The sequence below is a fragment of the Xenorhabdus miraniensis genome (genome assembly GCF_002632615.1).
In genome coordinates, this window is record NZ_NITZ01000003.1 from 172,164 (window position 1) to 196,360 (window position 24,197).

22 protein-coding genes are annotated in these 24,197 nt (G+C 40.9%); 15 read left to right on the forward strand and 7 right to left on the reverse strand.

The window, feature by feature from the left end; all coding sequences use genetic code 11:
• The first annotated feature begins 129 nt into the window (after positions 1–129).
• The 3 genes from rsuA to Xmir_RS04315 all read left to right on the forward strand — a co-directional run bounded on the left by rsuA (position 130) and on the right by Xmir_RS04315 (position 3,056).
• Entirely contained in the window at positions 130–837 is a 708-nt protein-coding gene (gene rsuA, locus Xmir_RS04305) for a 16S rRNA pseudouridine(516) synthase RsuA (protein WP_099113189.1), read from the forward strand.
• 34 nt (positions 838–871) lie between these two features.
• Positions 872–2,059 carry a Bcr/CflA family multidrug efflux MFS transporter gene (locus Xmir_RS04310; protein WP_099113190.1) on the forward strand — a complete coding sequence of 396 codons (1,188 nt, stop codon included), beginning with the start codon at positions 872–874 and terminating at the stop codon, positions 2,057–2,059.
• A gap of 652 nt (positions 2,060–2,711) precedes the next feature.
• Entirely contained in the window at positions 2,712–3,056 is a 345-nt protein-coding gene (locus tag Xmir_RS04315) for a YejG family protein (RefSeq protein ID WP_099113191.1), read from the forward strand.
• Positions 3,057–3,160: 104 nt separating this feature from the next.
• On the opposite strand, the gene mepS is transcribed toward Xmir_RS04315, so the two are convergent.
• Positions 3,161–3,748: a bifunctional murein DD-endopeptidase/murein LD-carboxypeptidase gene (mepS, locus tag Xmir_RS04320; protein ID WP_099113192.1), complete on the reverse strand. Its 588-nt coding sequence runs from the start codon at positions 3,746–3,748 to the stop codon at positions 3,161–3,163.
• A gap of 347 nt (positions 3,749–4,095) precedes the next feature.
• The gene (locus Xmir_RS04325; protein ID WP_099113193.1) at positions 4,096–4,800 is read right to left on the reverse strand and encodes a phosphatase PAP2 family protein; all 705 of its coding nucleotides are present in this window, start codon (positions 4,798–4,800) and stop codon (positions 4,096–4,098) included.
• Positions 4,801–5,264: 464 nt separating this feature from the next.
• Here Xmir_RS04325 and Xmir_RS04330 point away from each other — a divergent pair, with 464 nt between their 5' ends.
• Positions 5,265–5,582: a type 1 fimbrial protein gene (locus Xmir_RS04330; protein WP_099113194.1), complete on the forward strand. Its 318-nt coding sequence runs from the start codon at positions 5,265–5,267 to the stop codon at positions 5,580–5,582.
• A gap of 287 nt (positions 5,583–5,869) precedes the next feature.
• Positions 5,870–6,181 carry a hypothetical protein gene (locus tag Xmir_RS04335; protein ID WP_099113195.1) on the forward strand — a complete coding sequence of 104 codons (312 nt, stop codon included), beginning with the start codon at positions 5,870–5,872 and terminating at the stop codon, positions 6,179–6,181.
• A gap of 78 nt (positions 6,182–6,259) precedes the next feature.
• Here Xmir_RS04335 and yeiP read toward each other — a convergent pair whose 3' ends face one another.
• The 3 genes from yeiP to Xmir_RS04350 form a co-directional block, all read right to left on the reverse strand.
• Positions 6,260–6,832, reverse strand: coding sequence for an elongation factor P-like protein YeiP (yeiP, locus tag Xmir_RS04340; protein ID WP_099113196.1), 573 nt, complete (start codon positions 6,830–6,832; stop codon positions 6,260–6,262).
• Between the two features lie 130 nt (positions 6,833–6,962).
• Complete coding sequence (gene mtr / locus Xmir_RS04345) at positions 6,963–8,207, reverse strand: tryptophan permease (RefSeq protein WP_099113197.1); 1,245 nt, start codon at positions 8,205–8,207, stop codon at positions 6,963–6,965.
• A gap of 173 nt (positions 8,208–8,380) precedes the next feature.
• Positions 8,381–8,800, reverse strand: a complete 420-nt coding sequence (locus tag Xmir_RS04350) for a nucleotide triphosphate diphosphatase NUDT15 (RefSeq protein WP_099113198.1) — start codon at positions 8,798–8,800, stop codon at positions 8,381–8,383.
• A gap of 242 nt (positions 8,801–9,042) precedes the next feature.
• Here Xmir_RS04350 and fruK point away from each other — a divergent pair, with 242 nt between their 5' ends.
• Positions 9,043–9,981 carry a 1-phosphofructokinase gene (gene fruK, locus Xmir_RS04355; RefSeq protein ID WP_099113199.1) on the forward strand — a complete coding sequence of 313 codons (939 nt, stop codon included), beginning with the start codon at positions 9,043–9,045 and terminating at the stop codon, positions 9,979–9,981.
• Here the strand turns inward: fruK and nfo are convergent, their stop codons facing one another.
• Both nfo and Xmir_RS04365 read right to left on the reverse strand, forming a co-directional pair.
• Positions 9,982–10,824: a deoxyribonuclease IV gene (nfo, locus tag Xmir_RS04360; protein WP_099113200.1), complete on the reverse strand. Its 843-nt coding sequence runs from the start codon at positions 10,822–10,824 to the stop codon at positions 9,982–9,984.
• 106 nt (positions 10,825–10,930) lie between these two features.
• A complete protein-coding gene (locus tag Xmir_RS04365; RefSeq protein WP_099113201.1) occupies positions 10,931–12,013 on the reverse strand; it encodes a YeiH family protein in 1,083 nt (360 codons plus the stop codon).
• Positions 12,014–12,200: 187 nt separating this feature from the next.
• Between Xmir_RS04365 and yieE the strand changes: the two genes are divergently transcribed.
• The 9 genes from yieE to dld all read left to right on the forward strand — a co-directional run bounded on the left by yieE (position 12,201) and on the right by dld (position 24,167).
• Positions 12,201–13,064 carry a DNA-binding transcriptional regulator YeiE gene (gene yieE, locus Xmir_RS04370; RefSeq protein WP_099113202.1) on the forward strand — a complete coding sequence of 288 codons (864 nt, stop codon included), beginning with the start codon at positions 12,201–12,203 and terminating at the stop codon, positions 13,062–13,064.
• A 137-nt stretch (positions 13,065–13,201) separates the two neighbouring features.
• The gene (locus tag Xmir_RS04375) at positions 13,202–14,689 is read left to right on the forward strand and encodes an amino acid permease (RefSeq protein ID WP_099113203.1); all 1,488 of its coding nucleotides are present in this window, start codon (positions 13,202–13,204) and stop codon (positions 14,687–14,689) included.
• A 229-nt stretch (positions 14,690–14,918) separates the two neighbouring features.
• Positions 14,919–16,052 carry an ABC transporter substrate-binding protein gene (locus Xmir_RS04380; RefSeq protein ID WP_099113204.1) on the forward strand — a complete coding sequence of 378 codons (1,134 nt, stop codon included), beginning with the start codon at positions 14,919–14,921 and terminating at the stop codon, positions 16,050–16,052.
• 19 nt (positions 16,053–16,071) lie between these two features.
• Positions 16,072–17,157, forward strand: a complete 1,086-nt coding sequence (locus Xmir_RS04385) for a FecCD family ABC transporter permease (protein WP_099113205.1) — start codon at positions 16,072–16,074, stop codon at positions 17,155–17,157.
• Entirely contained in the window at positions 17,154–17,942 is a 789-nt protein-coding gene (locus Xmir_RS04390) for an ABC transporter ATP-binding protein (protein ID WP_099113206.1), read from the forward strand. Before Xmir_RS04385 ends, Xmir_RS04390 begins: the two co-directional genes overlap by 4 nt.
• A gap of 153 nt (positions 17,943–18,095) precedes the next feature.
• Positions 18,096–20,063 carry a ligand-gated channel protein gene (locus tag Xmir_RS04395; protein WP_099113207.1) on the forward strand — a complete coding sequence of 656 codons (1,968 nt, stop codon included), beginning with the start codon at positions 18,096–18,098 and terminating at the stop codon, positions 20,061–20,063.
• Between the two features lie 461 nt (positions 20,064–20,524).
• Positions 20,525–20,737, forward strand: coding sequence for a hypothetical protein (locus tag Xmir_RS04400; protein ID WP_099113208.1), 213 nt, complete (start codon positions 20,525–20,527; stop codon positions 20,735–20,737).
• The gene (locus Xmir_RS04405; RefSeq protein WP_099113209.1) at positions 20,727–22,103 is read left to right on the forward strand and encodes an APC family permease; all 1,377 of its coding nucleotides are present in this window, start codon (positions 20,727–20,729) and stop codon (positions 22,101–22,103) included. Before Xmir_RS04400 ends, Xmir_RS04405 begins: the two co-directional genes overlap by 11 nt.
• A gap of 318 nt (positions 22,104–22,421) precedes the next feature.
• Positions 22,422–24,167 carry a D-lactate dehydrogenase gene (gene dld, locus Xmir_RS04410; protein WP_099113210.1) on the forward strand — a complete coding sequence of 582 codons (1,746 nt, stop codon included), beginning with the start codon at positions 22,422–22,424 and terminating at the stop codon, positions 24,165–24,167.
• Positions 24,168–24,197: the final 30 nt, after the last annotated feature.

The window sequence follows — 24,197 nt, forward strand, 5'->3', positions numbered from 1 at the left end:
ATAGTTACTTTGGTGATGATTATTATGGTAATTATCTGTTTAACCTAGTATCACAGTAGTAGCCTTGAAAATGTTTGCAATATCAGAGGCATATTTACGTGTATTTATTTTTATCAGGGACATCTATTCATGCGATTGGATAAGTTTTTATCTCAACAGTTAGGTATTAGCCGTAATGATGTGGGGCGTGAGTTACGAGCAAGGCTGGTTACCGTCGATGGTGAAGTCATCAGAACAGGCACCTATAAATTGAAACCCGACCAACAAGTTGCTTATGACGGAACAATATTGCAACAATTAAATGGCCCACGCTATTTTATGCTGAACAAGCCACAAGGATATGTGTGTTCGACAGATGATCCGTCAAATCCGACGATTTTATATTTTATTGATGAACCTGTTGCCCATAAATTACATTCGGCCGGGCGCTTGGATATTGATACTACCGGGTTGGTTTTGCTGACGGATGATGGGCAGTGGTCACATCGTATTACGTCTCCTAAACATCATTGCGAAAAAACTTATCTTGTTACATTAGAACACCCGATATCGGAGGATATTGAACAAAAATTTCTGGCAGGAGTCCAGTTGAATGGTGAGAAAACACTGACAAAACCAGCAAAGTTAGAAATTATCGAACCCCAAATTGTACGTCTGACCATCAGTGAAGGGCGTTACCACCAAGTAAAACGAATGTTTGCAGCAGTGGGTAACCATGTTGTTGAACTTCATCGGGAAAGAATTGGTGAAATTTATCTCGATCCTGAATTAGCGCAGGGAGAGTACCGAGCGCTAACTGATAGCGAGATTAATAGCATACAAATGCCAACACTTTAACTGCTTATCCTTCAACTGATTCAGGAGTAACTGCGTGCAACAACAGCGAGTATCCTATTTGGGATTAGTCATGATCCTTGGCTTGCTTTCTATGCTAATGCCATTGGCAATTGATATGTATTTGCCAAGTATGCCAACGATCGCTGAAAATTTTGGTGTCAGTGATGGTTTGGTTCAGATGACGCAGAATAGCTATATTCTGGGTTTTGCCATCGGTCAAATGTTTTATGGGCCAATGGCGGATAGTTTGGGGCGTAAGCCTATCATTTTAGGGGGAGTTATTGTTTTTGCCATATCTTCTGCCGCATGTGCTTTAGCTCAAGATATTCATACCTTTATTTCCATGCGTTTCTTGCATGGTTTTTCTGCTGCCGCTGCCGGTGTTGTAATCAACGCCTTGATGCGTGATATGTTCACAAAAGATGAATTTTCCCGCAGCATGTCTTTTGTCACATTAGTGATGGTTATCGCACCCTTATTAGCTCCCATGTTAGGTGGGATGATGCTGATATGGTTCAACTGGCATGCCATTTTCTGGTCAATCGCTATTGCAGCGGTGGTCTCTGCGGTTTTGGTCACTTTCTTCATTAAGGAAACATTGCCGAAGGAAAAAAGGCAGCGCTTTAATTTAAAAAACACGCTAATGCAGTTTATTATGCTGTTCCGGCAACGTCAGGTATTATGTTATATCTTAGCCAGTGGTTTTTCCTTTGCCGGTATGTTCTCTTTCCTGAGTGTCGGGCCATTTGTTTACATTAAATTAAATGGCGTGTCTGAACAGAATTTTGGTTACTATTTTGGGTTGAACATTATTTTTCTGTTCATTATGACAACCATTAATAGCCAGTGTGTTCGTAAATATGGTGCATTGAAAATGTTGCACATTGGGTTGCTCGTCCAATTTGTCATGGGGCTGTGGTTATTGTTTAGTACCCTGTTTGATCTGGGATTTATTTCTTTAGTCATCGGCGTTGCTATTTATATCAGTGGAATTTCTATGATCACATCTAACACAATGGCTGTTGTGTTAGACGATTACCCTCATATGGCCGGAACCGTTTCTTCACTGGCAGGAACGATCCGTTTTAGTATTGCTGCATTGGTGGGGGCTACTTTGTCTTTTATGCCAGGAGAAAGTGCTTGGCCGATGGTAGGAGCAATGGTGTTATGTGCGACATTGGGAATGCTGCTTATTACCCAAGTACGTAAGGCACAAAAATAAAAAACTAAAAGGCTGTCTCTTTGTATGGGATGGCCTTGTGTTATCACTTCTGTTTATTATCTCTTCTTCACTCTTAGGTATAAGAACATATAGATTTTCTCAAGTTTTTTATGTGCTTAGAGCTAGTTTTGCATTTTCCTTCCTAAAATTTCTTGAATGCGCAAAGAAGCGATTGGTTGCACTGATAGACAGGAAATACCGAGTGATCATCAAATAAATGTAGAAAATTATTAATTTCGTTATGTTCAGATAGTATTAATGTGTTGGCTTTTTGTTAACTTTTTACGATTGGTTTCATAACTACAAATGATAATGGTGTTGTTATTAATTAACCTATTGTAAAAAAACAAAATTAATCTTTTTCTGGCGTTAGGTAAAGTCTAAAGAAAGCAAATATGTAAATGAATCTTGAATAAAAAGTTGCCATATTGCGTGAAAATAAGTTGAATTATTTACTTAAACAGTATAAATATATACAAAATGCGAGTTTGATCGCACTTTTTCAGGATGAAAAGGGAAGTAAGTGCGATAATGTGGTTTTCATTTTAACCTTTTTTTTACTTTTCTGTTGGGTGGTTATTCGGTTTTGACGAGTCGATAACCGACAGCTGGTGGTTAGATGTATTAATGTTGTTTCTGATAGGAATAATACGTGAATAATATCCAACTTTCGGTAGTACACAGACTGCCGCAAAGTTATCGGTGGTCATCTGGGTTTGTTGGTACAAAAGTTGAAATTATACCAGCAGAGGAAACAGATATAGGAAACAGCCTGACGGGGCTGAAGTTGTTAAGCCATGAAGGCGAAAAAGCACAGGAGATTTTGCGTACTATAAATCAGTCTATCGCTGATATGCAGATACTAAGTGCAGTGATTGAATGGGAAGGGGAGCCATGTTTGTTTTTTGCTAAGGAAGATGAAAGTGCAGTGATATGTCGTCTTAAGACGTTAGGAGCTGCAATTGCGGAAAACATAACGGCGTTATACCCGCTATAATTTTTTACCCATTAATAAAAAACGCTTCCTGAATGGAAGCGTTTTTTATTGCTTGCAAGGGAATTTTTTGAATAATACGGCCTTATGCCCGATTTAATGATGGGTTATATTGTGGCCTTCGTATCATCTGATAGTACTCGCCTTGCACCGTAGTATCGTTTATTCCAATAGTTATCAGTCAACTTAGAGACGATAACCCCACTACTGGTTGAAGCATGCACAAATTGGTTATTGCCGATGTAAATACCAACGTGACGCATATAACGGCCAGTTTTGAACAGTACTAAATCACCTGCACGTAATTTAGTACGGCTAACGGTTTGACCTATACGCTGTTGTCCTGATGTTGAACGAGGTAAATCCATGCCGAATTGATCATGAAAAGTACGCTGTACAAAAGCAGAACAGTCAATACCGCGTTTTGTATTCCCGCCTAACCGATAAGCAACTCCTTTCCAGTCTGCATATTGATTAAGTAACTTGGATTTAATATCTAAGTTGTTAACTAGAGTTTCAAATTCATCCTGAGATGGTTGCAGTAAGAAATGCTTTTGAGAGTTTACTGCATGCGTCTCAGTATGCTTATTACGTAGTTTGGAATCTGGTGAACTACATGCGGTCAGTGCCACTGCCGCCAGAATTGCGGGTATCAGCCGCAATATATATCTCAGTATTGGTTGAGATTTGACCATTGTATTAATTTTCCCTTGCAGCCCTTAAATCTGATTTATTACCACCATAAAAACACTAAACGTTTTAAAGCCTAGTAAGAATATGATGAATTAACAAATTTTCTGTCCCTAAAGTGTGTGAAGCAACACATTTTATTAGTTTCTTTACAAAACGCATTATTTTAACAAACAGGACGCAGGGAAGATTACTTAATTCATTAGTAAAAAGCGAGAGACAAAAAGGGTTATTTACAAAAAATTAGATTACTAACTAAGAGGTTAGAATGGCTTGTTGTTATTTTATACTGGTATGGTGAAAATTTTATGGTAATTGAGGAGATAGCTGATATCTCCTCAATATTATGGCCTTAATTTGTTCGTCTGATATGCGGTAATTTCTTATCCAGCCATTCTGCTATGTTGTCACTAAATGGCGTCAGTAATACCCAACTCATGCCGATCAGCGTCAGAGACAGGGAGCCTACGGCAACATCTGTAAACCAGTGAGCACCTGCCATAATGCGAGGGAGGGCGAAAGTGATCATAATCAGCAGGGCAATAAAAAATGCGCCGCGGGAGACATAACGTAGAATAAAGCTGCTGAAAATCAATAGCATTAGGCCATGATCGCCAGGGAAACTGTCTTTTGAGGCATCTTTTGTATGCCAGCTTGTCATACCGTCTATACGGTTGACGTTTTCAAATGTCAATGTTGGGCTTGGACGAGTGACAGGTATCTGGTGACCTATCTGATTAATGATGACAGCGGAAATGAGCATGACAAGGCCAATCATGAAAAGTCGGCGTTTACCCGCATAATCTTGTTTGCGAAATGCACTGTAATAAAGCATTCCCATAAAGAGTAGCGAGATCACATCAAATGCTCTGACATTGGCGATTGCTACAAATAGGGTAAATTTTGAGTTTGGCAGCAGTTTCTCATTAAAAAAATAAAAAATAGAAGAATCAATGTGAAACCAAAAGCCGTGGTTCTCAGGTAAGTACCATGAGAGAAACAGGGCGATGCCAAGGATATTAAGCATAAGTATAGCGAGTGGGCGACTGCGAGTCATGAAGTACCTATCTAACACGTAAAATGGTTTTAGTAGACAAATTAACAAGGGGGGCACTATAACAAACTTTCCAGAAAAGGGTAATCGCTGTGGAATATAATTGTTAACGTATGGTTATATCAGCATATTTTTAAAGTTAATCGGTTAAGTTTTTCTCATTAATATGGAAATGGTTCAATGATATCGGAAAAATAGCTAAATCCTAATTTCAGTACCGATAATATATATTTGATACGACATTGATATCTGACTATTATTAAACAACCAAGAATTGATTCCTTCATATCCAAACTTATTAGAATATTCTGTTGAATTGCGGGCTGAATAAATAAAAGGTATAAAGAAATTCTTCCATTTGCCGTTATATAGATAGCAGAGCGTTACACTATTATCTGGTTTAAAATTAGCGCGGGGCTAAAATTGAAAATAAAGATAATAATACCTGTAGTGGAGATTGACTGCTTATGTTACGAAAAATGACGACTTTTTTGTTTATGTCTCTATCTTATCCTGCAATGGCTCATTCTCCGTCAACCTCAAATTCTGGAACTATTCATTTTCAAGGTGCTATCGTCGATCCTCCATGCCAATTTAGTTGGGATGAAGAACATACTGAAATGGTTTGTTGGTATAATGGCGAAAAAATAACTCAAGATAAAGTAATTGAATATCAAAAGGATAAGAAGATTCTGTTATCTCTTCAAAAACATATCGGAACAGAAGAAATCAGATGGGTGGGAAAAAATAAGAAATTAGGCATTATTACTATAACTTATCACTAAATGTTATATGTGATAAATATAATTATCTTGTTTATTTTATTTAAATAATATAAATGAAATTTGCAGAATTTATTTGTGATTTAGTTCAATAAATGATTTTTAATAACATTTTTGTAAATTATTTAATAAAGGCATTAACTTTATTTTTTAGTCAAAGATTCACTTTTGATATTTATCAATAAAATGTGTCAATGTCGTATTTTTTTCATGTGAAATAGTTATGATGGAAAGGAAGGAATAAAAAGTAGTTGAGTCTGAGTTAATGGAAAAACGAAAGTGAGGTGACCATGCGAAATTATCTTAAATTGCTAATTAGCTGTTTGTTGGTTTCATGGCTTTCTTATGGGTATGCAGAATCTAATGGAGGAGTAATTCGGTTTTCAGGTGCAATTGTTGATCCAGGATGTCAAGTTGTCGTATCAAATATCCAAGCTAATATCTCTTGCTATCGGTTAGGGAAAAACCTCACTGTCAAGCAAATCATCTCAACTAAGAAAACAACAGGTAATGTTATGCTTCCCGGGAACATTGGTGTTTCCAGTGTGAAGTGGACGGATAACCAAAAACGAGTGGCAATCGTTAATGTGGATTATTTCTGATTTAATAGGTAATGAGTTGCTCTTTTTATCGGGTATTATTTCGACGAAGAGAGCAGCTCATATTTAAAGAGTATAGGATTAATCACAACGTCCCATATAACGACGTTCTGTAATATGAATGCGGATTTTTTCGCCTGAACTCAGATATTCAGGAACTTGAATAGTCAATCCTGTACTCATTTTGGCGGGCTTAGTTCTGGCACTTGCTGATGCGCCTTTAATACCCGGTGATGTTTCTTCAATGACCATATCAACAGTTTGTGGTAATTCAAGAGCCAGTAATTGCCCATCCATTGTTAGGACTTGCATTCCCGGTAAACCCTCTTCTGGAATGAAGAGTAATTCTTCTTCGATTTGATCTTTCTTGAAGTGATAGGGAGTGAAATCTTCATCATCCATAAAGATATATTCATCACCATCAATGTAAGAAAAACTTACACTACGGCGAGTTAATGTGATGGTTTCAAGAATGTCATCACCTTTGAAACGCTCTTCCACTTTCTGACCAGTACGAATATCAGTAAAACGCATTTTATACAAAGTGCTGGCCCCGCGTGCGCTAGGAGACTGAATATCGATGTCTTTGACTAATAGTAGTTTTCCATTGTGGCTGATTGCAGCACCGCGTTTAATTTCATTGGCTTTAGCCATAGATACCTTCCATAAGAACGAGGAAATAGTGGAATGAATATTCAAGTGGCGACAAAATTACTCGCAGTCGGTCTGTTAGGCAAGAGTTGAATGAATGCCCCAGTAAAAATACTGGGGAATAAGGAAGGTATCAGCGATAAGTAGGCAACAAATTAAACAAAGAGAGAATATGGGCTGTCGCATTGATCAAGCCGAACAGAATAACAAAGACTATCAGAAAATTACCGCCCGGAACTCGATAGCCAGATGTTGGATAACGCTTACGACTAGCTCGAACCATTAACGCAGGGATAATCACTGCCCAGATGGTTGCTGCCAGACCAGCAAAGCCGATTGCGTACAGAAAGCCATTGGGGAAAATCAGTGCCAGTACAGTGGGTGGAACAAATGTAATTAATGCTGACTTAAGACGACCTTTGCCACTGTCATCGAATTTAAAAAAGTCGGCCAGATAATCAAACAACCCCAGCGATACGCCTAAGAATGAACTTGCCAGTGCCATATATGAGAAGGCATTCAGAAACTGGGTCACGGTTGCATTGTTGGATGTATTATCCATTTGTTGCAGTAAGTTACCAATATTGCCCCCATCCGCAATAATTTGTTTGAAAGCTTCACGGGGAATGTTTCCCTGAATCACGTACTGCCACAAAATATAGATGACTAATGTTATTAATGTTCCGTATAACAAGCTGCGGGCAACAGCTTTACTGTCTTTGTGATAATACTTAATAAGCCCGGGAACATTACCATGATAGCCAAACGAGGCCAGTAAATAAGGCAGGGCGACTAAAGCGTAAGGTAAATAATTCGCTTCGGTATTGGCTTGGTCAAATAAAATAGCGGGTTTTACTTCAGTAAACATACCACCGACAGACATGATAAAGGTGATTACCATACCACCTATCAGGATGGTGCTTAAACGGTCTACAGCTTTCGTGGATAACCAGACAATGAAGGCAACGATAAAGGCGAAAATCAGACCGGCTAAGGGTTGTGTTATCGGGATAATATGCCCAATGTTATGAACAATAATTGAGCTCCCCGCTGAAACATAAGCATAGGTCAGGATATACAGAACAAAAGTAATGGATAAGCCTGTCAGGATGCTCCAGCCATTGCCTAGTAAATCTTGGGTAACCGTATGGAAACTGGAGCCAGCGGGATAATGCAGATTAGCTTCCATAATCATCAGGCTAGAAAAATACAGGCATGCGCAGGTATACACCAGCAAAATGATTGAACCTGTAAACCACACGCCTGAAGTAACGATCGGAATGGAAAACATACCAGCGCCGATAGCTGTACCGGCAATAATCATCGCGCCGCCAAATATGGAGGGACGTTTTAAATTTTGCGTTACCTCAATGGTCATAGAGACTCCCTGATGAATGGTGTTACCTTGTACTAGCGCGAAGATACATTAATGAATAATATGTGTAAACAAATATTTATGGAAACGCATTAAGTCACGTTGTCACATTTGGGATACATTTGCCGATAACTCAGGTAAGGCAGGTTATTTGAGTGAACCTGCCTTAAGGGATATTAAGCTTCTGAGTAGAACTGTGCCTTTTGCCATAGCTTGATGGCATTGCGGCTGGCTTCAAAATGCGGTTCGGGAAGATAATTAGGATTGCACCAAATGAGTTGTGAACATTTCTCTGGTTCCATTACTTTAGGCTCACCTCCGGTATACTGTGCTAACAAACAGACTGAAACTGTGTGTTTTCCTTCTTCATGATAAGTTTCGAGATTATTGCAAATACCATAAACCTTGGGGCTTTGGATTGTCAGCCCAATTTCTTCCTGAATTTCACGAATAGCGCAGTCTTCAAACGTTTCACCAGGATCAACATGCCCGCCAAAGATTGACCAATATGGCGCATGTTTGCTGGTACGTTTTCCCAATAAAACTTCACCTTTATCGTTAACGATAACAACACCTACTCCGACAACAACTGACACTGATATATTCCTCCGATAGTACTTAATGACGCTGGTTCAGATAGATTCTAGCTATCTGTAACAGTTTTCTTTTGTTACATAACAAGAAAACATATCGCAGCATATTTTTACTTTTAGATCGCGGTGACACAATGATCAATCAAGGAATAATTTTAACTGAAACGATTCAATTTTGATGATATAAATACATAGATAAATCTTAACGTTACTTATGACTGCTTATTCAGGAGAAACCGGGCAAGATGAGCCGCCGAGTTGCCACAATTACCTTAAATCCAGCTTATGATTTAGTTGGTTTATGCCCAGATATTACTAAGGGAACCGTTAACCGTGTACAGACAGCAGGGTTGAATGCTGCTGGTAAAGGAAACAATGTTGCGAAGGTACTGCGTGACTTAGGGATTGATGTTACTGTCAGCGGTTTTTTGGGGCGGGAGAATCAGGAAGGGTTTCAGCAGTTTTTCAGCGAAAATAATATGGTCAATCGCTTCCATTTGGTTTCAGGGCGAACGCGAATCAATGTAAAACTGACAGAAAAACACGGTGACGTGACGGATTTTAATTTTTCCGGTTTCCATGTGACGCCAGAAGAATGGAATCAATTTGTCAGTGATTCTCTCACGTGGTTGGGGCCGTTTGATATGGTTGTTGTCAGTGGCAGTTTGCCAGAGGGAGTGACGCCTGAGTTGTTTTCAGATTGGATGATACAACTACGGCAGTGTTGTCCTTGTGTTATTTTTGACAGTAGCCGTGAAGCTTTCGTTGCGGGTCTTGACGCATTGCCATGGCTGGTAAAACCCAATCGCCATGAATTGGAAATTTGGGCAGGTAAGCCACTGCCGGATTTAAACAGTGTGATTGATGCTGCCCATGAGTTACGTAACAGAGGGATTGCCCATGTCGTCATATCATTGGGAGAGCAGGGCGCGTTATGGGCTAATTCCTCTGGCGCGTGGCTGGCAAAACCACCCCATTGTGAAGTGGTCAGCACTGTTGGGGCAGGGGACTCCATGGTGGGTGGACTGGTTTATGGTTTGCTGATGCGTGAATCCAGTGAGCATACATTGCGTCTGGCAACCGCAGTTTCTGCACTTACGGTCAGCCAGTCGAACGTTGGAATTAGAAGCCGTACTGAACTTGCTTCAATGATGTCAAGGATTGAACTGATTTCAGTCAGATAATCAGTTCTGTTGGGATTTCAGCCAGGCAATTTCCTGGGCCCAAATATCTGGATTGATCGTTTCGAGTACTAAGGGAATACCACTGAAGCGATCATCTTTCATGATATAGCTGAAAGGCGTTTTGCCGATATTACCTTCGCCAAGACTGTGATGTCGGTCAACCCGGCTGGAAAATTCACTTTTGGCATCGTTCAAATGCATAGCTTTAAGATATTTGAACCCGACTATTTTATCGAATGCCTGAAAAGTTTCATCGCAGTCTTTTTCAGTGCGTAAATCATAGCCAGCAGCGAAAGCGTGGCAGGTATCAATACAGACACCAACCCGGCTTTTGTCTTCAACACCGTCAATAATTGCAGCGAGTTGTTCAAATTTAAAACCAAGGTTGGTTCCTTGTCCGGCGGTATTCTCGATGACAGCAATGACGCCTTGTGTTTTGTCTAACGTGATATTAATGGATTCTGCGATACGAGCGAGGCACTTATCTATGTCAATTTTGTTGAGATGGCTGCCCGGATGGAAGTTGAGCAGATCGATGCCTAACTGCTCACAGCGTTGCATTTCATCAAGAAAAGCGGCACGGGATTTTTCCAGTGCTTCCGTTTCAGGATGACCAAGATTGATTAAGTAGCTGTCATGGGGAAGAATTTGTCGGCTGCCATAACCATAACGTTCACAGTTTGCCTTGAATTTATCAATAACTTCTGTTGATAGCGGCGGGGCGTGCCACTGGCGCTGATTTTTCGTGAACAGGGCAAATGCGGTTGCTTTTAATTCGTGGGCTCGGGTCACCGCCTGATCAACACCACCCGCAGCGCTCACATGGGCTCCAACAAATTTCATATTCTTTTCTCCTATTTTCTCGTCATTATGGCATTGTTTGTTCCGTTGATACAATTTTGCCGGAAACAGTCAATTCAACTGAGAGTTAGATCCTCTTCATGCTGGATTAGCTAAATAAATGCTGAATGCCTTGATTGATGATTAGCCCTCCCACCATTAGCCAAATAAACAAGATGAGTGCCAATAAAATGGGCTTAATTCCTGCCTGACGTATAGCACTGATATGTGTGGTTAAGCCTAAAGCAACCATTGCCATTGCCAGCATGATGGTATCTATGGCAATGATATTGTTAACAAAGGATTCAGGTAATAAATGAAAGGAATTAAAACCTGCTGTCGCAATAAAGAACACAGCAAACCACGGAATAGTGATTGGGGATTTTTTCTGATCGGTCTGGCAATGTGCTGTTTCCATGCGGTTGATATAACCGGAAAGCAGCAACAAGAATGGTGCCAACAACATCACTCGGATCATCTTGCTAATGACGGCCGCATTTTCAGCATCGCTTCCTAATGTATGCCCAATAGCGACAACTTGAGCGACTTCATGAACGGTTGAACCAGAAAAGGTACCAAATGTTTCTTGAGAAAAGTTAAACCACTGGTAATGGGCATTGAGCTGATAAAACCACGGATAGATAAAGATTGCAAGCGTACCAAAAATTACCACTGTAGATACAGCCACAGCGACTTTGCTGGCCGCGGCTTTGACGACGGGTTCTGTTGCCATAACAGCCGCAGCGCCACAAATGCTGCTGCCGGCACCTATCAGAATGACGGTTTGGTTATCCAACTGAAAAAAAGAGCGTCCAACCCATAAGGCGATAAAAAAAGTTGAAGAAAGCATCATGACATCAATCAGTATTCCTGTTGCACCTACATCGGTGATTTGTTGGAATGTCAATCGAAAGCCGTAAAGAATGATGCCAGCCCGTAATAAATAATGTTTGGCAACATGAACGCCACTATCACAAGTGGGTTTTAAAAAAGGATATAGTGTGTTGCCGACACAAATTCCTAATAAAATAGCGAGTGTCAGCACGCCTAACCCCATGTTGATAAACCACGGAATATTACCAATATTGATAGCGAAGGCAGTCAGGATTGCGGTTAATATGAATCCAGGAATTAATTTTATTGCAGTGTGTTGGTGGCTTTTTTCTGGTTCACTGAATTGAGTTTCAGACATCTGGGCTACTCTATTGCTTATGTATTTTGGGAATAAGCATATAGCTAATCTTAAAATCAATAAAATTGATAATTTTTATATATATAACCACTAAAAGTAGTTAATTGCTGGTGACTTTTGTTAAGTTGCATAATACTGTCTAAAATCAAGACTACCTTTCAACTTATTTTGCTTCCCGTGAGGCCATATGCGTATCACTCTGAGACAACTGGAGATTTTTGCAGAAGTTCTGAAAAGTGGTTCAACGACACAGGCTTCTCAGCAGTTGGCGTTATCACAATCTGCGGTGAGTGCTTCATTGACAGATCTCGAAGGACAGTTAGGAGTACGGCTGTTTGATAGAGTGGGGAAACGTCTGGTGACTAATGAACATGGGCGTTTACTCTATCCTAAGGCATTAGCATTGCTTGAACAGGCTGGTGAAGTGGAACAGCTTTTCAAACTTGAATTGGGGGCATTGCGGTTAGCGGCCAGTAGCACGATTGGCAACTATATGTTGCCTGAAATGCTGGCGAAATATCGTCAGGATTACCCTGATACACCATTGGAATTGAATATCGGCAATACTGAAGATGTCATAAAGGCAGTTGCGGAATTTCGTGTCGACTTGGGATTGATTGAAGGTTTGTGCCATGAGCCTGAATTGATCACCCAACCGTGGATGAAAGATGAGCTAATTATCTTTTCTTCGCCGGAAAGTTCATTATTACAGCGTGATCTTACTATTGAGGATTTGATTACAGCACCTTGGATATTGAGGGAAAAAGGATCAGGAACCAGAGAAGTGTTAGATCATCTTTTATTCTCACAAATTCCTCGGTTCAATATTGCAATGGAGTTGGGAAATTCGGAAGCCATCAAACATGCGGTTCAATATGGAATGGGGATCAGTTGCCTTTCACGGAAAGTCGTTCACGAGCAACTAAAAAACGGGACGTTAACAGAGCTCATAATCCCTGGGCTTAGCCTCAATCGCAACCTGTATTTGATTTACCATCGCCAGAAACATATGTCCAATGCACTGCAAAAATTACTGAATTATTGTCGCTAATGTTAAGAGCATAATCGTGTAGCTTATAATTGGTTATGGATTATGAAGGTATCTTATAACCACGAATCGCCGCTATTCTGGAGACGAGGATTTGTTACAATTCCACATTAAAGTTATTTTTATGATATGGGAATAGAATGTCTCAAGAACAGTGTACGCCACGGGATCAGGCTCCGAAAAACCTGCGCCGTGAATTAAAAGCACGACATATGGCAATGATTGCCATCGGTGGATCAATTGGTACGGGATTGTTTGTTGCCTCAGGCGCAACTATTTCTCAGGCTGGCCCAGGTGGAGCTTTACTTTCCTATGCCTTAATTGGCCTGATGGTCTATTTCTTGATGACCAGTTTAGGCGAATTGGCTGCGTACATGCCGGTTTCGGGATCATTTTCAACCTATGGCTCCAAATATGTGGATGAAGGTTTTGGCTTCGCATTGGGCTGGAACTACTGGTATAACTGGGCGGTGACAATTGCTGTTGACCTTGTCGCTGCACAATTGGTGATGGGGTACTGGTTCAGTGATGTTCCTGGCTGGGTATGGAGTGCGTTGTTCCTTGGCCTGATTTTTCTGTTGAATTTCATCTCGGTTAAAGGCTTTGGTGAAGCAGAATATTGGTTCTCCTTGATTAAAGTCTCTACGGTTATCGTTTTTATCATCGTCGGTATTTTGATGATCGTCGGCATTATGAAAGGTGCTGAGGGGGCTGGTTGGCATAATTGGGCCGTTGATGATGCGCCATTTGCCGGTGGTTTTGCTGCTATGATTGGCGTGGCTATGATTGTCGGCTTTTCCTTTCAGGGGACAGAATTGATTGGGATCACCGCTGGGGAATCCAAAGATCCGGCGAAAAATATTCCTCGTGCTGTTCGTAAAGTATTCTGGCGTATCCTGCTGTTTTATGTGTTCGCCATTTTGATTATCAGCCTAATCATTCCTTACACTGATCCAAGCTTATTGCGTAATGGAGTGAAAGATATCAGTGTCAGTCCATTCACATTGGTATTTCAAAATGCTGGATTGCTATCAGCCGCTGCCATAATGAATGCGGTAATATTGACTGCTGTGCTTTCGGCAGGGAACTCAGGAATGTATGCCTCTACCCGAATGTTGTTCACACTCGCAAGAGAAGGTAAGGCGCCGAAAATTTTTGGTCATTTGTCAAAAGGTGGGGTTCCACGTAATGCACTTTATGTAACCACTGTGGTGGCAGGATTGTGCTTCCTTAGCTCTATGTTTGGCAACCAAACCGTTTATCTGTGGTTATTGAATACCTCAGGAATGACCGGGTTTATCGCCTGGTTAGGAATTGCGATCAGTCATTACCGTTTCCGTAAAGGCTATGTTGCGCGCGGGCTGGATCTGAATGATCTGCCATACCGTTCCGGTTTCTTCCCTATTGGGCCAATTTTTGCCTTTATTTTGTGTCTGGCAATCACATTGGGGCAGAACTATCAGGCGTTTCTGCAAGATAAGATTGATTGGTATGGGGTTATTGCAACGTACATTGGCATTCCGCTATTTCTGATTATTTGGTTTGGTTACAAATTAAAAAAGAAAACTCGCTTTGTTAAGTACAGTGAGATGGAATTTCCAGTATTCAACTACACTAATAAAGAATAGTTGTGAATAAATATTCAATGGATTGATATTTATTGATTACAACATTATGACTTTTATGTGACAAAAAGCTGCCTGTTCTGTGATGGAATCGGCAGTTTTTATTTTTCAGGGGATTAAGGGGAAAAATATAGACTGTAAATTTGGGATACACCGAATCAATCGCATTGATAAGTATTCTTATTTGCTTTATTGTTAGCGCCACAATTGTTGCATGAAGAGGCTAACTAAAGTGAAGTTTGTATTCCAAGCAGTCGTTAAAAGTATGGGTGTCAGTCTGATAGCAGGCTCCGCCATGATGGCAAGTTTTGCATCTTGGGCTGAAACAGTCACTGATGTTGCTGGACGTACTGTGGAAGTGCCTGAGAAAGTCAATCGGATTTTGTTGGGCGAAGGTCGTCTATTCCATTCTGTTGCACTGTTGGAAGGAGATAAACCCCTGGCTCGCATTGCTGGCTGGCAAGGTGATTTCCGCAAGTTAGATCCACAAACTTACGCCATTTATAAAGCTAAATTCCCTGAAATCGATAACATTCCCCTGATTGGTAATACCAGCGAGGATAGCGTCAGTTCTGAAAAAGTACTTACATTGAATCCTGATGTCGCTATTTTCGGCCTGTCTGGGCATGGTCCCGGAAAAAACAGCGAACTGGTAAAACAGTTGGAAAAAGCGGGTATTCCGGTTGTTTTTGTCGATTTCCGCAACGATCCTTTGAAAAACACATTACCTAGCCTCCGTATGCTGGGCAAAATCCTGCACCGTGAAGAACAAGCAAATGCTTACGCCGATTTTTATGAAAAAAATCTGAAACTGGTGACTGATATTACTGATCGTATACCAGAAGCTGAGAAACCTTCCGTATTTATTGAGTTAAGAGCTGGCTCCAGCGAAGATTGCTGTGGTACGGCAGGTAACGGCAATATGGGGAATTTCATTGACTTGGCTGGAGGCAAAAACATCGCCAAAAATGTATTGCCATCTCCATTGGGTACAATGAATCTGGAAAAAGTGATTGCCGATGATCCTTATATCTATATTGCAAGTGGTGCACAAGATCCGGGCGATAAAGATGAGGGCATTAAAATGGGTGCTCAGACTTCCGCAGATATTGCCCGTGCTGGACTAAAAGCCATCACTGAACGTAATGGCATCAACACGTTAACCGCAGTGAAAGAAGGCCGTAGTTATGCTATTTGGCACCATTACTACAACTCTCCTTATAATGTTGTTGTTACGCAAATTTTTGCCAAATGGTTCTACCCTGAAAAATTTGCGGACTTAGATCCACAGCAAACATTGAAAGAGCTTCACAATAAATTCTTGGCTGTTGAACCAGCAGGTACGTATTGGGTTAGTGAGAAATAAGTAGTAACAGGTAATAAAAATGAGCATCACTACCGAGCCTATGCCAATGGTGAAACAGAAATTGAATGAGTGCGATATAAAAGCACATTATCGTCATATCCTGCGTCGACGTGTTGCATGGATATTGTTCATCGTTTTGGTGATTGGCACTTCTGTTGTACTGGATTTTACAATGGGGCCATCGGGGTTATCACTGCAAACCCTTTGGCAAACCCTGGTTTCACCGGGAAGTGTTAACGCAGCAACACGGGTGATTGTTTGGGATATTCGATTACCCTATGCTCTGATGGCGGTAGTGATTGGCCTGTCTCTCGGGCTGGCCGGTGCTGAAATGCAGACAATCTTGAATAACCCATTAGCCAGCCCGTTTACTTTGGGTGTTTCCAATGCCGCTTCTTTTGGTGCGGCATTGGCGATTGTGCTTGGAATCGGTATTCCTGGCATTCCGGATCAGTGGTTCATTTCGGCAAATGCTTTTCTTTTTGCATTGTTGGCCGCGTTGATGCTTGATGGTATTACCCGCTGGACCAGAGTGGCAACTTCCGGTGTTGTATTGTTCGGTATTGCGATGGTATTTACCTTCAATGCGCTGGTTTCTATGATGCAATTTATCGCCACGGAAGATACCTTACAGGGTTTGGTCTTCTGGACGATGGGGAGCCTTTCCAGAGCGACGTGGGAAAAATTGGGCGTTATGATGCTGGTCTTTTCCGTTATTATGCCTATCTCAATGAGCAATTCTTGGAAATTGACCGCGTTGCGTCTGGGAGAAGATCGCGCTACCAGCTTTGGCATCAATATCAGCCGTCTTCGTTTAGGAACATTACTGCGTATTAGTATCTTGACTGCATTAGCGGTTGCGTTTGTTGGCCCAATTGCTTTTATCGGACTGGTGGCACCTCATATCGCCAGAATAATGTTTGGTGAAGATCATCGTTTCTTCCTGCCTGCAAGTGCATTAATTGGTGCATTGGTTTTGTCGATGGCCTCCATTGCCTCTAAAAATTTGATCCCGGGTGTCATTATCCCTGTGGGGATCGTGACATCGTTAGTCGGTGTGCCTTTCTTCCTTAGTATAGTTTTACGCCATAGGGGGAATGTATGAGTCAGGGCCTAAAAATCAATCGCCTGACGACGGGATATCCGAAGCATCCTGTCATTCAAAACCTGGATGTCAATACATTGCCGCGTGGTCAAATCACTGTGTTACTGGGACCAAATGGCTGTGGAAAATCCACACTTCTGCGTTCGCTGGCCGGATTGAATAAAGCGAGTGGAGAACTGCTGCTGGATGGGCAGGATTTGATGCAGATGAATTTTGCCCAACGCGCAAAAAGCGTAGTGTATTTGCCTCAATCGCTACCAGCGGGCGTTCATCTCCACGTACTCGAATCTGTGATTGTTGCTCAGCGAGCATCAGGTGGTATCAGCAATAGCCAGTGTGAGAAAGAAGTCATGGAGCTGCTACGCCAGCTCGGTATTGATCATTTGGCTCTTAGCTACTTGGATCAATTATCGGGTGGTCAAAAGCAGTTGGTTGGATTGGCTCAGTCATTAATCCGCCATCCGGCTCTGTTATTACTTGATGAACCATTAAGTGCACTGGATTTAAATTACCAGTACCACGTCATGGATTTGGTTGCACGCGAAACGAAACGTCGTAATATTATTACTGTTGTTGTTGTTCACGATATAAATATTGCATTGCGTCATGCAGACCATGTATTAATGCTAAAGAAAGGCCAATTAATTTCTGAAGGTGCACCTGAACAGGTTATCACACCTGATAGTTTGGCTGAGGTTTATGGTATTAAAGGCCGAATTGAGCGTTGTTCTCAGGGTGTGCCACAAGTATTAATTGATGGTTTAGTGACGGAATTGGCGAGTTAGAATAATAAAAGATATAAACGGTTTTATTAAATTAAAAAGTCATTAATTTAATAAACATAACACTGATAGGGATAAATACTTATCCCTATATTACGAGCGTATGTCGATTATCCATATTAAATTAATTCTATTCTACCTTTTGGAGAATCGGGAATGGCTGTTTTTGCAAAGAAAAAAATCGTATTAGGCATTATTGCTGCTATCTCATCCAGCACTGTTTTGACTGTTAATGCAGCTAATGATGGTGAAGATAAAATAATTGTAACAACCGCAGCGGGTTTCCAGCAAAAAATTGAAGATGCACCTGCTTCCATTTCAGTTGTTAGCCGTGAACAGTTGGAAACTAAAGCCTACCGTGATGTAACGGATGCATTGAAAGATGTGCCGGGGGTGGTTGTTACGGGTGGTGGTAGCAGCAGTGATATCAGTATTCGTGGCATGGCATCCAAATATACCATGCTCTTAGTTGATGGCAGACGTGTAGATACACGTAGCACTCGTCCAAATAGTGATGGTTCTGGAATTGAACAAGGATGGTTACCACCACTGTCTGCAATTGAGCGTATTGAAGTAGTACGAGGGCCAATGTCTTCTCTATATGGTTCTGATGCTATGGGTGGTGTTATTAATGTTATTACTCGTAAGGCTCAGAAAGAATGGCATTTAAGTCTGAGAACAGACGCTACCCTGACTGAAAGTAAAAATTCTGGTAACAGTTACCAGAATAGTATTTATGCCGCAGGACCAGTAATTGATGGATTGCTAGGATTGAGGGTAAATGGTTCATATTCGCATCGTAATGAAGATAAATTCCTCGGAGGATTTAGAAAGCAGGAAATGCGCAATGGTGCGGTGGCTCTCTCTTTAACTCCAGATGAGAAAAATGCTTTTACTTTTGAAGCTGCCCGCTATGAACAAGATCGCGACTCAACGATTGGTAAGACTCGTGACTGTCAGCCAAAATCTTGTGAAAATGATCTAAGCCGTTATAAAAGAAACAATTATTCCATTACTCATCATGGTGTTTATGATTTTGGAACGACTACGTCTTATATTCAAAGAGATGAATCTCGTAATCCTGAACGTGAAATGACAAACAACGATACGGTATTTAATAACCATACGACGTTTATTTTTGATGACCACACAATAAGTATTGGTGGTCAATATCGTTATGAAGATTTGCGGGACAATAGTAACAAACTACCTTCGGCCAAAGATGTTAATAAGTTAACTCGTTGGAGTTGGGCATTAGTTGCGGAAGACGAATGGCAAATGATCAATGATTTTGCTCTGACTGGCGGAGTTCGGTTAGATAAAGATCAAAATTTCGGCATGCATTGGACACCTCGTCTATATGGAGTATGGCATGCTGATGAGCAATGGACTATTAAGGGTGGTATTTCTACAGGTTATCGTTCTCCTGATATAAGACAAGTTGCCCCTAACTGGGGGCAGACAACAGGCGGACGTTTCAGTAAGGGCATGATCTTAGGTAACTCAAACCTCAAGCCAGAGAAGAGTGTTAATGAAGAAATTAGTATTATCTGGAATAACCAAGAGAACTTTAATATTGGTGTAACTGTGTTTAATACTGATTTCAAAGACAAAATCACTGAAATTAAAGATTGCGAAAAAGATTGTAATCTCGGTGGTGAGGGTTATGACTTTATTAACAAACGTATAAATGTTGATAAAGCTAATATTCGTGGTGTTGAAACTACCATGAGTTGGGATATCGTTGAGAGTCTATCATTGGCAGCAAACTATACTTATAGCGATTCTGAGCAAAAAAGTGGTAAGTTCAAAGGACAAGCGTTAAATAAAATGCCAACACATATGGCGAATGCAACCTTGAGTTGGCAGCCATTATCTGAATTGGATACATGGACTCGTATTAATTTCCGCGGTAAGACAAAAAATTATCAGAGCCGTACTGGTATGAAAGATGGAACTCCTTCTTATACTTTTGTCGATTTAGGGGTAACTTATAATTTGGCTAAAAACTTACGTGTGTTAGGTGGGGTTTATAACGTTTTTGATAAACGAGTAACCGCAGAAAGCCATGATGCAGTACTTGACGGCCGCCGTTACCATGTCGGCATTAATTATGATTTTTAATTAGCATTCACTTTTTTATTAATATTAGTCATTATACTTAGCATTTAGACGTAATATAAAATCATCCCACATCAATTTTATGATGATGGGATGATTTTTTTGACATCAACGTCATCATAATTAATTGGCACATAATTTCTCTCTGTGCTAAAAATTTACAGAGGCTAATCAATGGATATGATGGCGTTAAATTTTAGCACTGACTCAGTAAGGGCCTGTTCTCTAAGGCTCTGTAGTGTCGTAAAAAATAATAGATTTTTAGTGTCATAGCGCTTGCTATTTCTGGACTCGAAGTGCAAAATGCGTGCACTAAAAATAACTGATGCGTAAATATGCATCAGTTATTTTTTTTGCGTTGAGTTATTTTTTACAACACCAAGAGGCCGGATTTTGTTCCGGATCGATACTGACCAATAAGCAACCATAATTGAAACAAGGTTGCTGTACTGAGGAATGCAAATATGGAGCAATTATTCTCTTTTGCACTTGTGCCGATTGGCGCTCGTTGCTGCAACGATGACTACGGGGCATGGCGCTCTGTTAATTCACCATCCTCTAATTCTTCTTTCTTTTCTGTTTATAGACAGATGCGAAGTCTACCCAGTAACTATCGATTAAGTAGTTGTATCAGTACCCAGATCGAAGTTATGGGAGGTTTCGCTCATGTCGCATAATTCAATCTCTCTCGGCACTAACCAAGCCAGTGCCAATAACCGCGTCCAACTGAGAAAAACCCTGACCTTGTTTCAGGTGGTCATGATGGGCCTTGCTTATATACAGCCAATGACTATCTTTGATACTTTTGGCATTGTCTCTAAATTAACGGGCGGGCATGTCGCGACATCTTATGCTATTGCACTGATCGCAATTTTATTTACAGCTTTAAGTTACGGGAAATTAGTAAAACGTTTTCCATCAGCAGGTTCTGCCTATACATATGTACAAAAATCAATGAACCCTCATCTTGGGTTTATGGTAGGTTGGTCATCTTTGCTGGATTATCTGCTTATGCCGATGATCAATATCCTGCTGGCAAAAATTTATCTTCAAGCCATTTTTCCTGGGGTTGATCCTTGGATCTTTGTTGTTGGTTTGGCTATTTTGATGACAGTTTTCAACCTGAGTGGTATCAACGTTGTGGCTAACCTCAACGGTTTGATCGTGGTTGTGCAAGTAGCTGTTATAGTGGCATTTGTTGGCTTATTAATGTACGGCGTACATAATGGTGAAGGTGCTGGCACATTGCTCAGTATGCGGCCGTTTACGTCGGAAGAAGCAAAATTGATTCCAATGATAACCGGAGCGACGATACTTTGTTTCTCTTTCCTCGGGTTTGACGGCATCAGTTCCTTGTCTGAAGAAACACCTAATGCAGAAAAGGTCATTCCGAAAGCGATTTTTCTGACCGCATTAATTGGTGGAGTTATCTTCATTGCGGTATCTTATTTTTTACAACTCTATTTCCCTGATATTTCGCGATTTAAAAACCCGGATGAATCTCAGCCGGAAATTATGTTGTATGTCGCTGGGGCACTATTCCAAGCGATTATTTTAGTCTTCTCTTGTGTCACTGTAATGGCTTCTGGTATGGCTGCTCATGCGGGCGTTTCCCGACTGCTTTATGTGATGGGGCGTGATGGTGTATTGCCTGAGAAAGTGTTTGCTTATGTTCATCCAAAATGGCGTACTCCTGCGATTAACGTCCTATTGGTTGGCATTGTTGCTCTATCAGCCTGTTGGTTGAATCTGGTGACTGCAACTGCATTGATTAATTTTGGTGCATTGGTGGCATTTACTTTCGTTAACTTGTCGGTTATCTCGCAATTCTATGTTCGTGAACGCCGCAATAATACACTGAAAGACACCTTGAATTTCTTGATCCTGCCACTTTTGGGGGCAGCGACAGTAGGTGTTTTGTGGATGAACCTGGAAACAAAATCGATGGAATTGGGTTTGATTTGGGGCGGGTTTGGTCTCCTTTATATGTTCTTTGTGACTCGTAGCTTCCGTCAACCAATGCCACAGTTCAGTGAGTCATGATATCAGTGGATCATGATAGTAAAAAATGATTTCAGATTGCTGCTGCTACAGTAGTGGCCTGAAAGAAAAGAGTACATTGATACTTTTTTGAAACAGCACCTTCGGGTGCTGTTTTTGTTAGAAAAAATAGGAAATAGAAAAAAGCAGTTATTGCATGAAGAACATTAAAAGGCAGTCGGTGTTTAATAGATTCTAAGTTGAAAGGTGGATAAGAAATCAACAAATTATAATGAAAAGGGTATAATAGATAATAATTTCGCCATACCTGATTTCAGCAAGAGCCTGTCTGGTAGGTTCTCATAAGGTAATAGTACTATTATGAATGATGTTAAAAGCCCACAAAATCAACAAATAATTGCTGTTCTCACCAATATCGTTGGTTCTTCCTATATCCTCACTGAACCCAGAAAAACAGAACGTTATCGAAAAGGTTTTCGTTCCGGACAAGGCAATGCCCTTGCGGTTGTGTTTCCGGGGTCGCTATTGGAACAGTGGAAAGTTTTCAAAGCTTGTGTTGAAGCTGACAAAATTATCTTAATGCAAGCAGCTAATACTGGATTAACGGAAGGATCTACACCGAATGGCGATAATTATGACCGTGATATCGTCATCATAAGCACCCTACGGATGGATAAAATTCAGGTTCTGCAATCTACCAATCAAGTTATTGCATTTCCCGGCAGTACATTGTGGCATCTGGAAAAAGTATTGAAGCCGTTGGGACGCGAACCTCATTCAGTTATAGGTTCATCCTGTATTGGTGCCTCTGTTATTGGGGGGATCTGTAATAATTCAGGGGGTTCTCTGGTTCAGCGTGGACCCGCTTATACCGAAATGGCGTTATATGGTCGTGTTAATGAAAAAGGCGAAGCTGAACTCATTAACCATTTGGGAATATCATTAGGTGATAAACCTGAAACTATTTTGTCTTGTCTGGAAGAACAGCGTTATCGTGCCGAAGATATTGAGCACACTGAAAGAGTTGCTTCTGATCATGAATATTCACAGCGTGTCAGAGATGTCGATGCAGAAACACCATCACGTTTTAATGCCGATGAGCGAAGATTGTTTGAAGCCTCTGGCTGTGCGGGTAAATTAGTTGTCTTTGCTGTTCGCCTTGATACTTTTCCGGCAGAATCATCTTCGCAGGTTTATTATATCGGCACGAATCAACCTGAGGTACTGACGGAGTTACGCCGTCATATTCTGTCAAATTTCGAGAACTTGCCCGTTGCAGGAGAATACATGCATCGGGATATTTTTGATATTGCTGAAGTGTATGGAAAAGACACTTTCATCATGATTGATAAACTAGGCACAGACAAAATGCCAATGTTTTTCAGCCTGAAAGGGCAGATGGATGCCATATTGGGTAAAGTACCGTTTTTGTCTTCTCATCTTACCGACCGTGTCATGCAGGGCTTGAGCCGTTTATTACCTGCTCATTTGCCCGCTCGTCTGAAAGAATACCGAAATCGTTTTGAACATCACTTAATGCTGAAAATGTCTGGTGAAGGTATTAAGGAAGCGAATGAGTGGTTGAAAAGCTACTTCAAGCAGGCTGAGGGAGAATATTTTGCCTGTACGCCAGAAGAGGGAACAAAAGCATTTTTACACCGTTTTGCAGCCGCAGGGGCCGCTATTCGCTATCAAGCTGTTCACAGTAATGAAGTGGAAGATATTCTGGCATTAGATATTGCTTTGCGACGCAATGATCGTGGATGGTTTGAGACCTTGCCTGAAGATATCAATGAAGCATTAGTGCATCGGTTGTATTATGGTCATTTTATGTGCCATGTATTCCATCAGGATTATATTGTCAAAAAGGGGACAGATGTTTATGCACTGAAAGCAAAAATGTTGGAAATTTTGAATCAACGTGGAGCCGAGTATCCTGCTGAACACAATGTGGGTCATTTATATGAAGCTAAATCACAGCTCAAACAGTTCTATCAGATGACTGATCCTACCAACACCTTAAATCCGGGGATTGGCAAAACCTCCAAACTAAAAAATTGGGTGGGAGAGTGTGGGTGCCAGAATATGGATAAACAGCATGACTAGCTTGATTTAATGAGGAAATAGAAAAAGACA

Excerpts from the sequence above, each read along its gene's own strand:
- rsuA (WP_099113189.1), top strand. The coding sequence starts at position 130 with ATGCGATTGGATAAGTTTTTATCTCAACAGTTAGGTATTAGCCGTAAT.
- mepS (WP_099113192.1), bottom strand. The coding sequence starts at position 3,748 with ATGGTCAAATCTCAACCAATACTGAGATATATATTGCGGCTGATACCC.
- Xmir_RS04325 (WP_099113193.1), bottom strand. The coding sequence starts at position 4,800 with ATGACTCGCAGTCGCCCACTCGCTATACTTATGCTTAATATCCTTGGC.
- Xmir_RS04330 (WP_099113194.1), top strand. The coding sequence starts at position 5,265 with ATGTTACGAAAAATGACGACTTTTTTGTTTATGTCTCTATCTTATCCT.
- Xmir_RS04335 (WP_099113195.1), top strand. The coding sequence starts at position 5,870 with ATGCGAAATTATCTTAAATTGCTAATTAGCTGTTTGTTGGTTTCATGG.
- yeiP (WP_099113196.1), bottom strand. The coding sequence starts at position 6,832 with ATGGCTAAAGCCAATGAAATTAAACGCGGTGCTGCAATCAGCCACAAT.
- mtr (WP_099113197.1), bottom strand. The coding sequence starts at position 8,207 with ATGACCATTGAGGTAACGCAAAATTTAAAACGTCCCTCCATATTTGGC.
- fruK (WP_099113199.1), top strand. The coding sequence starts at position 9,043 with ATGAGCCGCCGAGTTGCCACAATTACCTTAAATCCAGCTTATGATTTA.
- nfo (WP_099113200.1), bottom strand. The coding sequence starts at position 10,824 with ATGAAATTTGTTGGAGCCCATGTGAGCGCTGCGGGTGGTGTTGATCAG.
- Xmir_RS04365 (WP_099113201.1), bottom strand. The coding sequence starts at position 12,013 with ATGTCTGAAACTCAATTCAGTGAACCAGAAAAAAGCCACCAACACACT.
- yieE (WP_099113202.1), top strand. The coding sequence starts at position 12,201 with ATGCGTATCACTCTGAGACAACTGGAGATTTTTGCAGAAGTTCTGAAA.
- Xmir_RS04375 (WP_099113203.1), top strand. The coding sequence starts at position 13,202 with ATGTCTCAAGAACAGTGTACGCCACGGGATCAGGCTCCGAAAAACCTG.
- Xmir_RS04385 (WP_099113205.1), top strand. The coding sequence starts at position 16,072 with ATGAGCATCACTACCGAGCCTATGCCAATGGTGAAACAGAAATTGAAT.
- Xmir_RS04390 (WP_099113206.1), top strand. The coding sequence starts at position 17,154 with ATGAGTCAGGGCCTAAAAATCAATCGCCTGACGACGGGATATCCGAAG.
- Xmir_RS04395 (WP_099113207.1), top strand. The coding sequence starts at position 18,096 with ATGGCTGTTTTTGCAAAGAAAAAAATCGTATTAGGCATTATTGCTGCT.
- Xmir_RS04400 (WP_099113208.1), top strand. The coding sequence starts at position 20,525 with ATGGAGCAATTATTCTCTTTTGCACTTGTGCCGATTGGCGCTCGTTGC.
- Xmir_RS04405 (WP_099113209.1), top strand. The coding sequence starts at position 20,727 with ATGTCGCATAATTCAATCTCTCTCGGCACTAACCAAGCCAGTGCCAAT.
- dld (WP_099113210.1), top strand. The coding sequence starts at position 22,422 with ATGAATGATGTTAAAAGCCCACAAAATCAACAAATAATTGCTGTTCTC.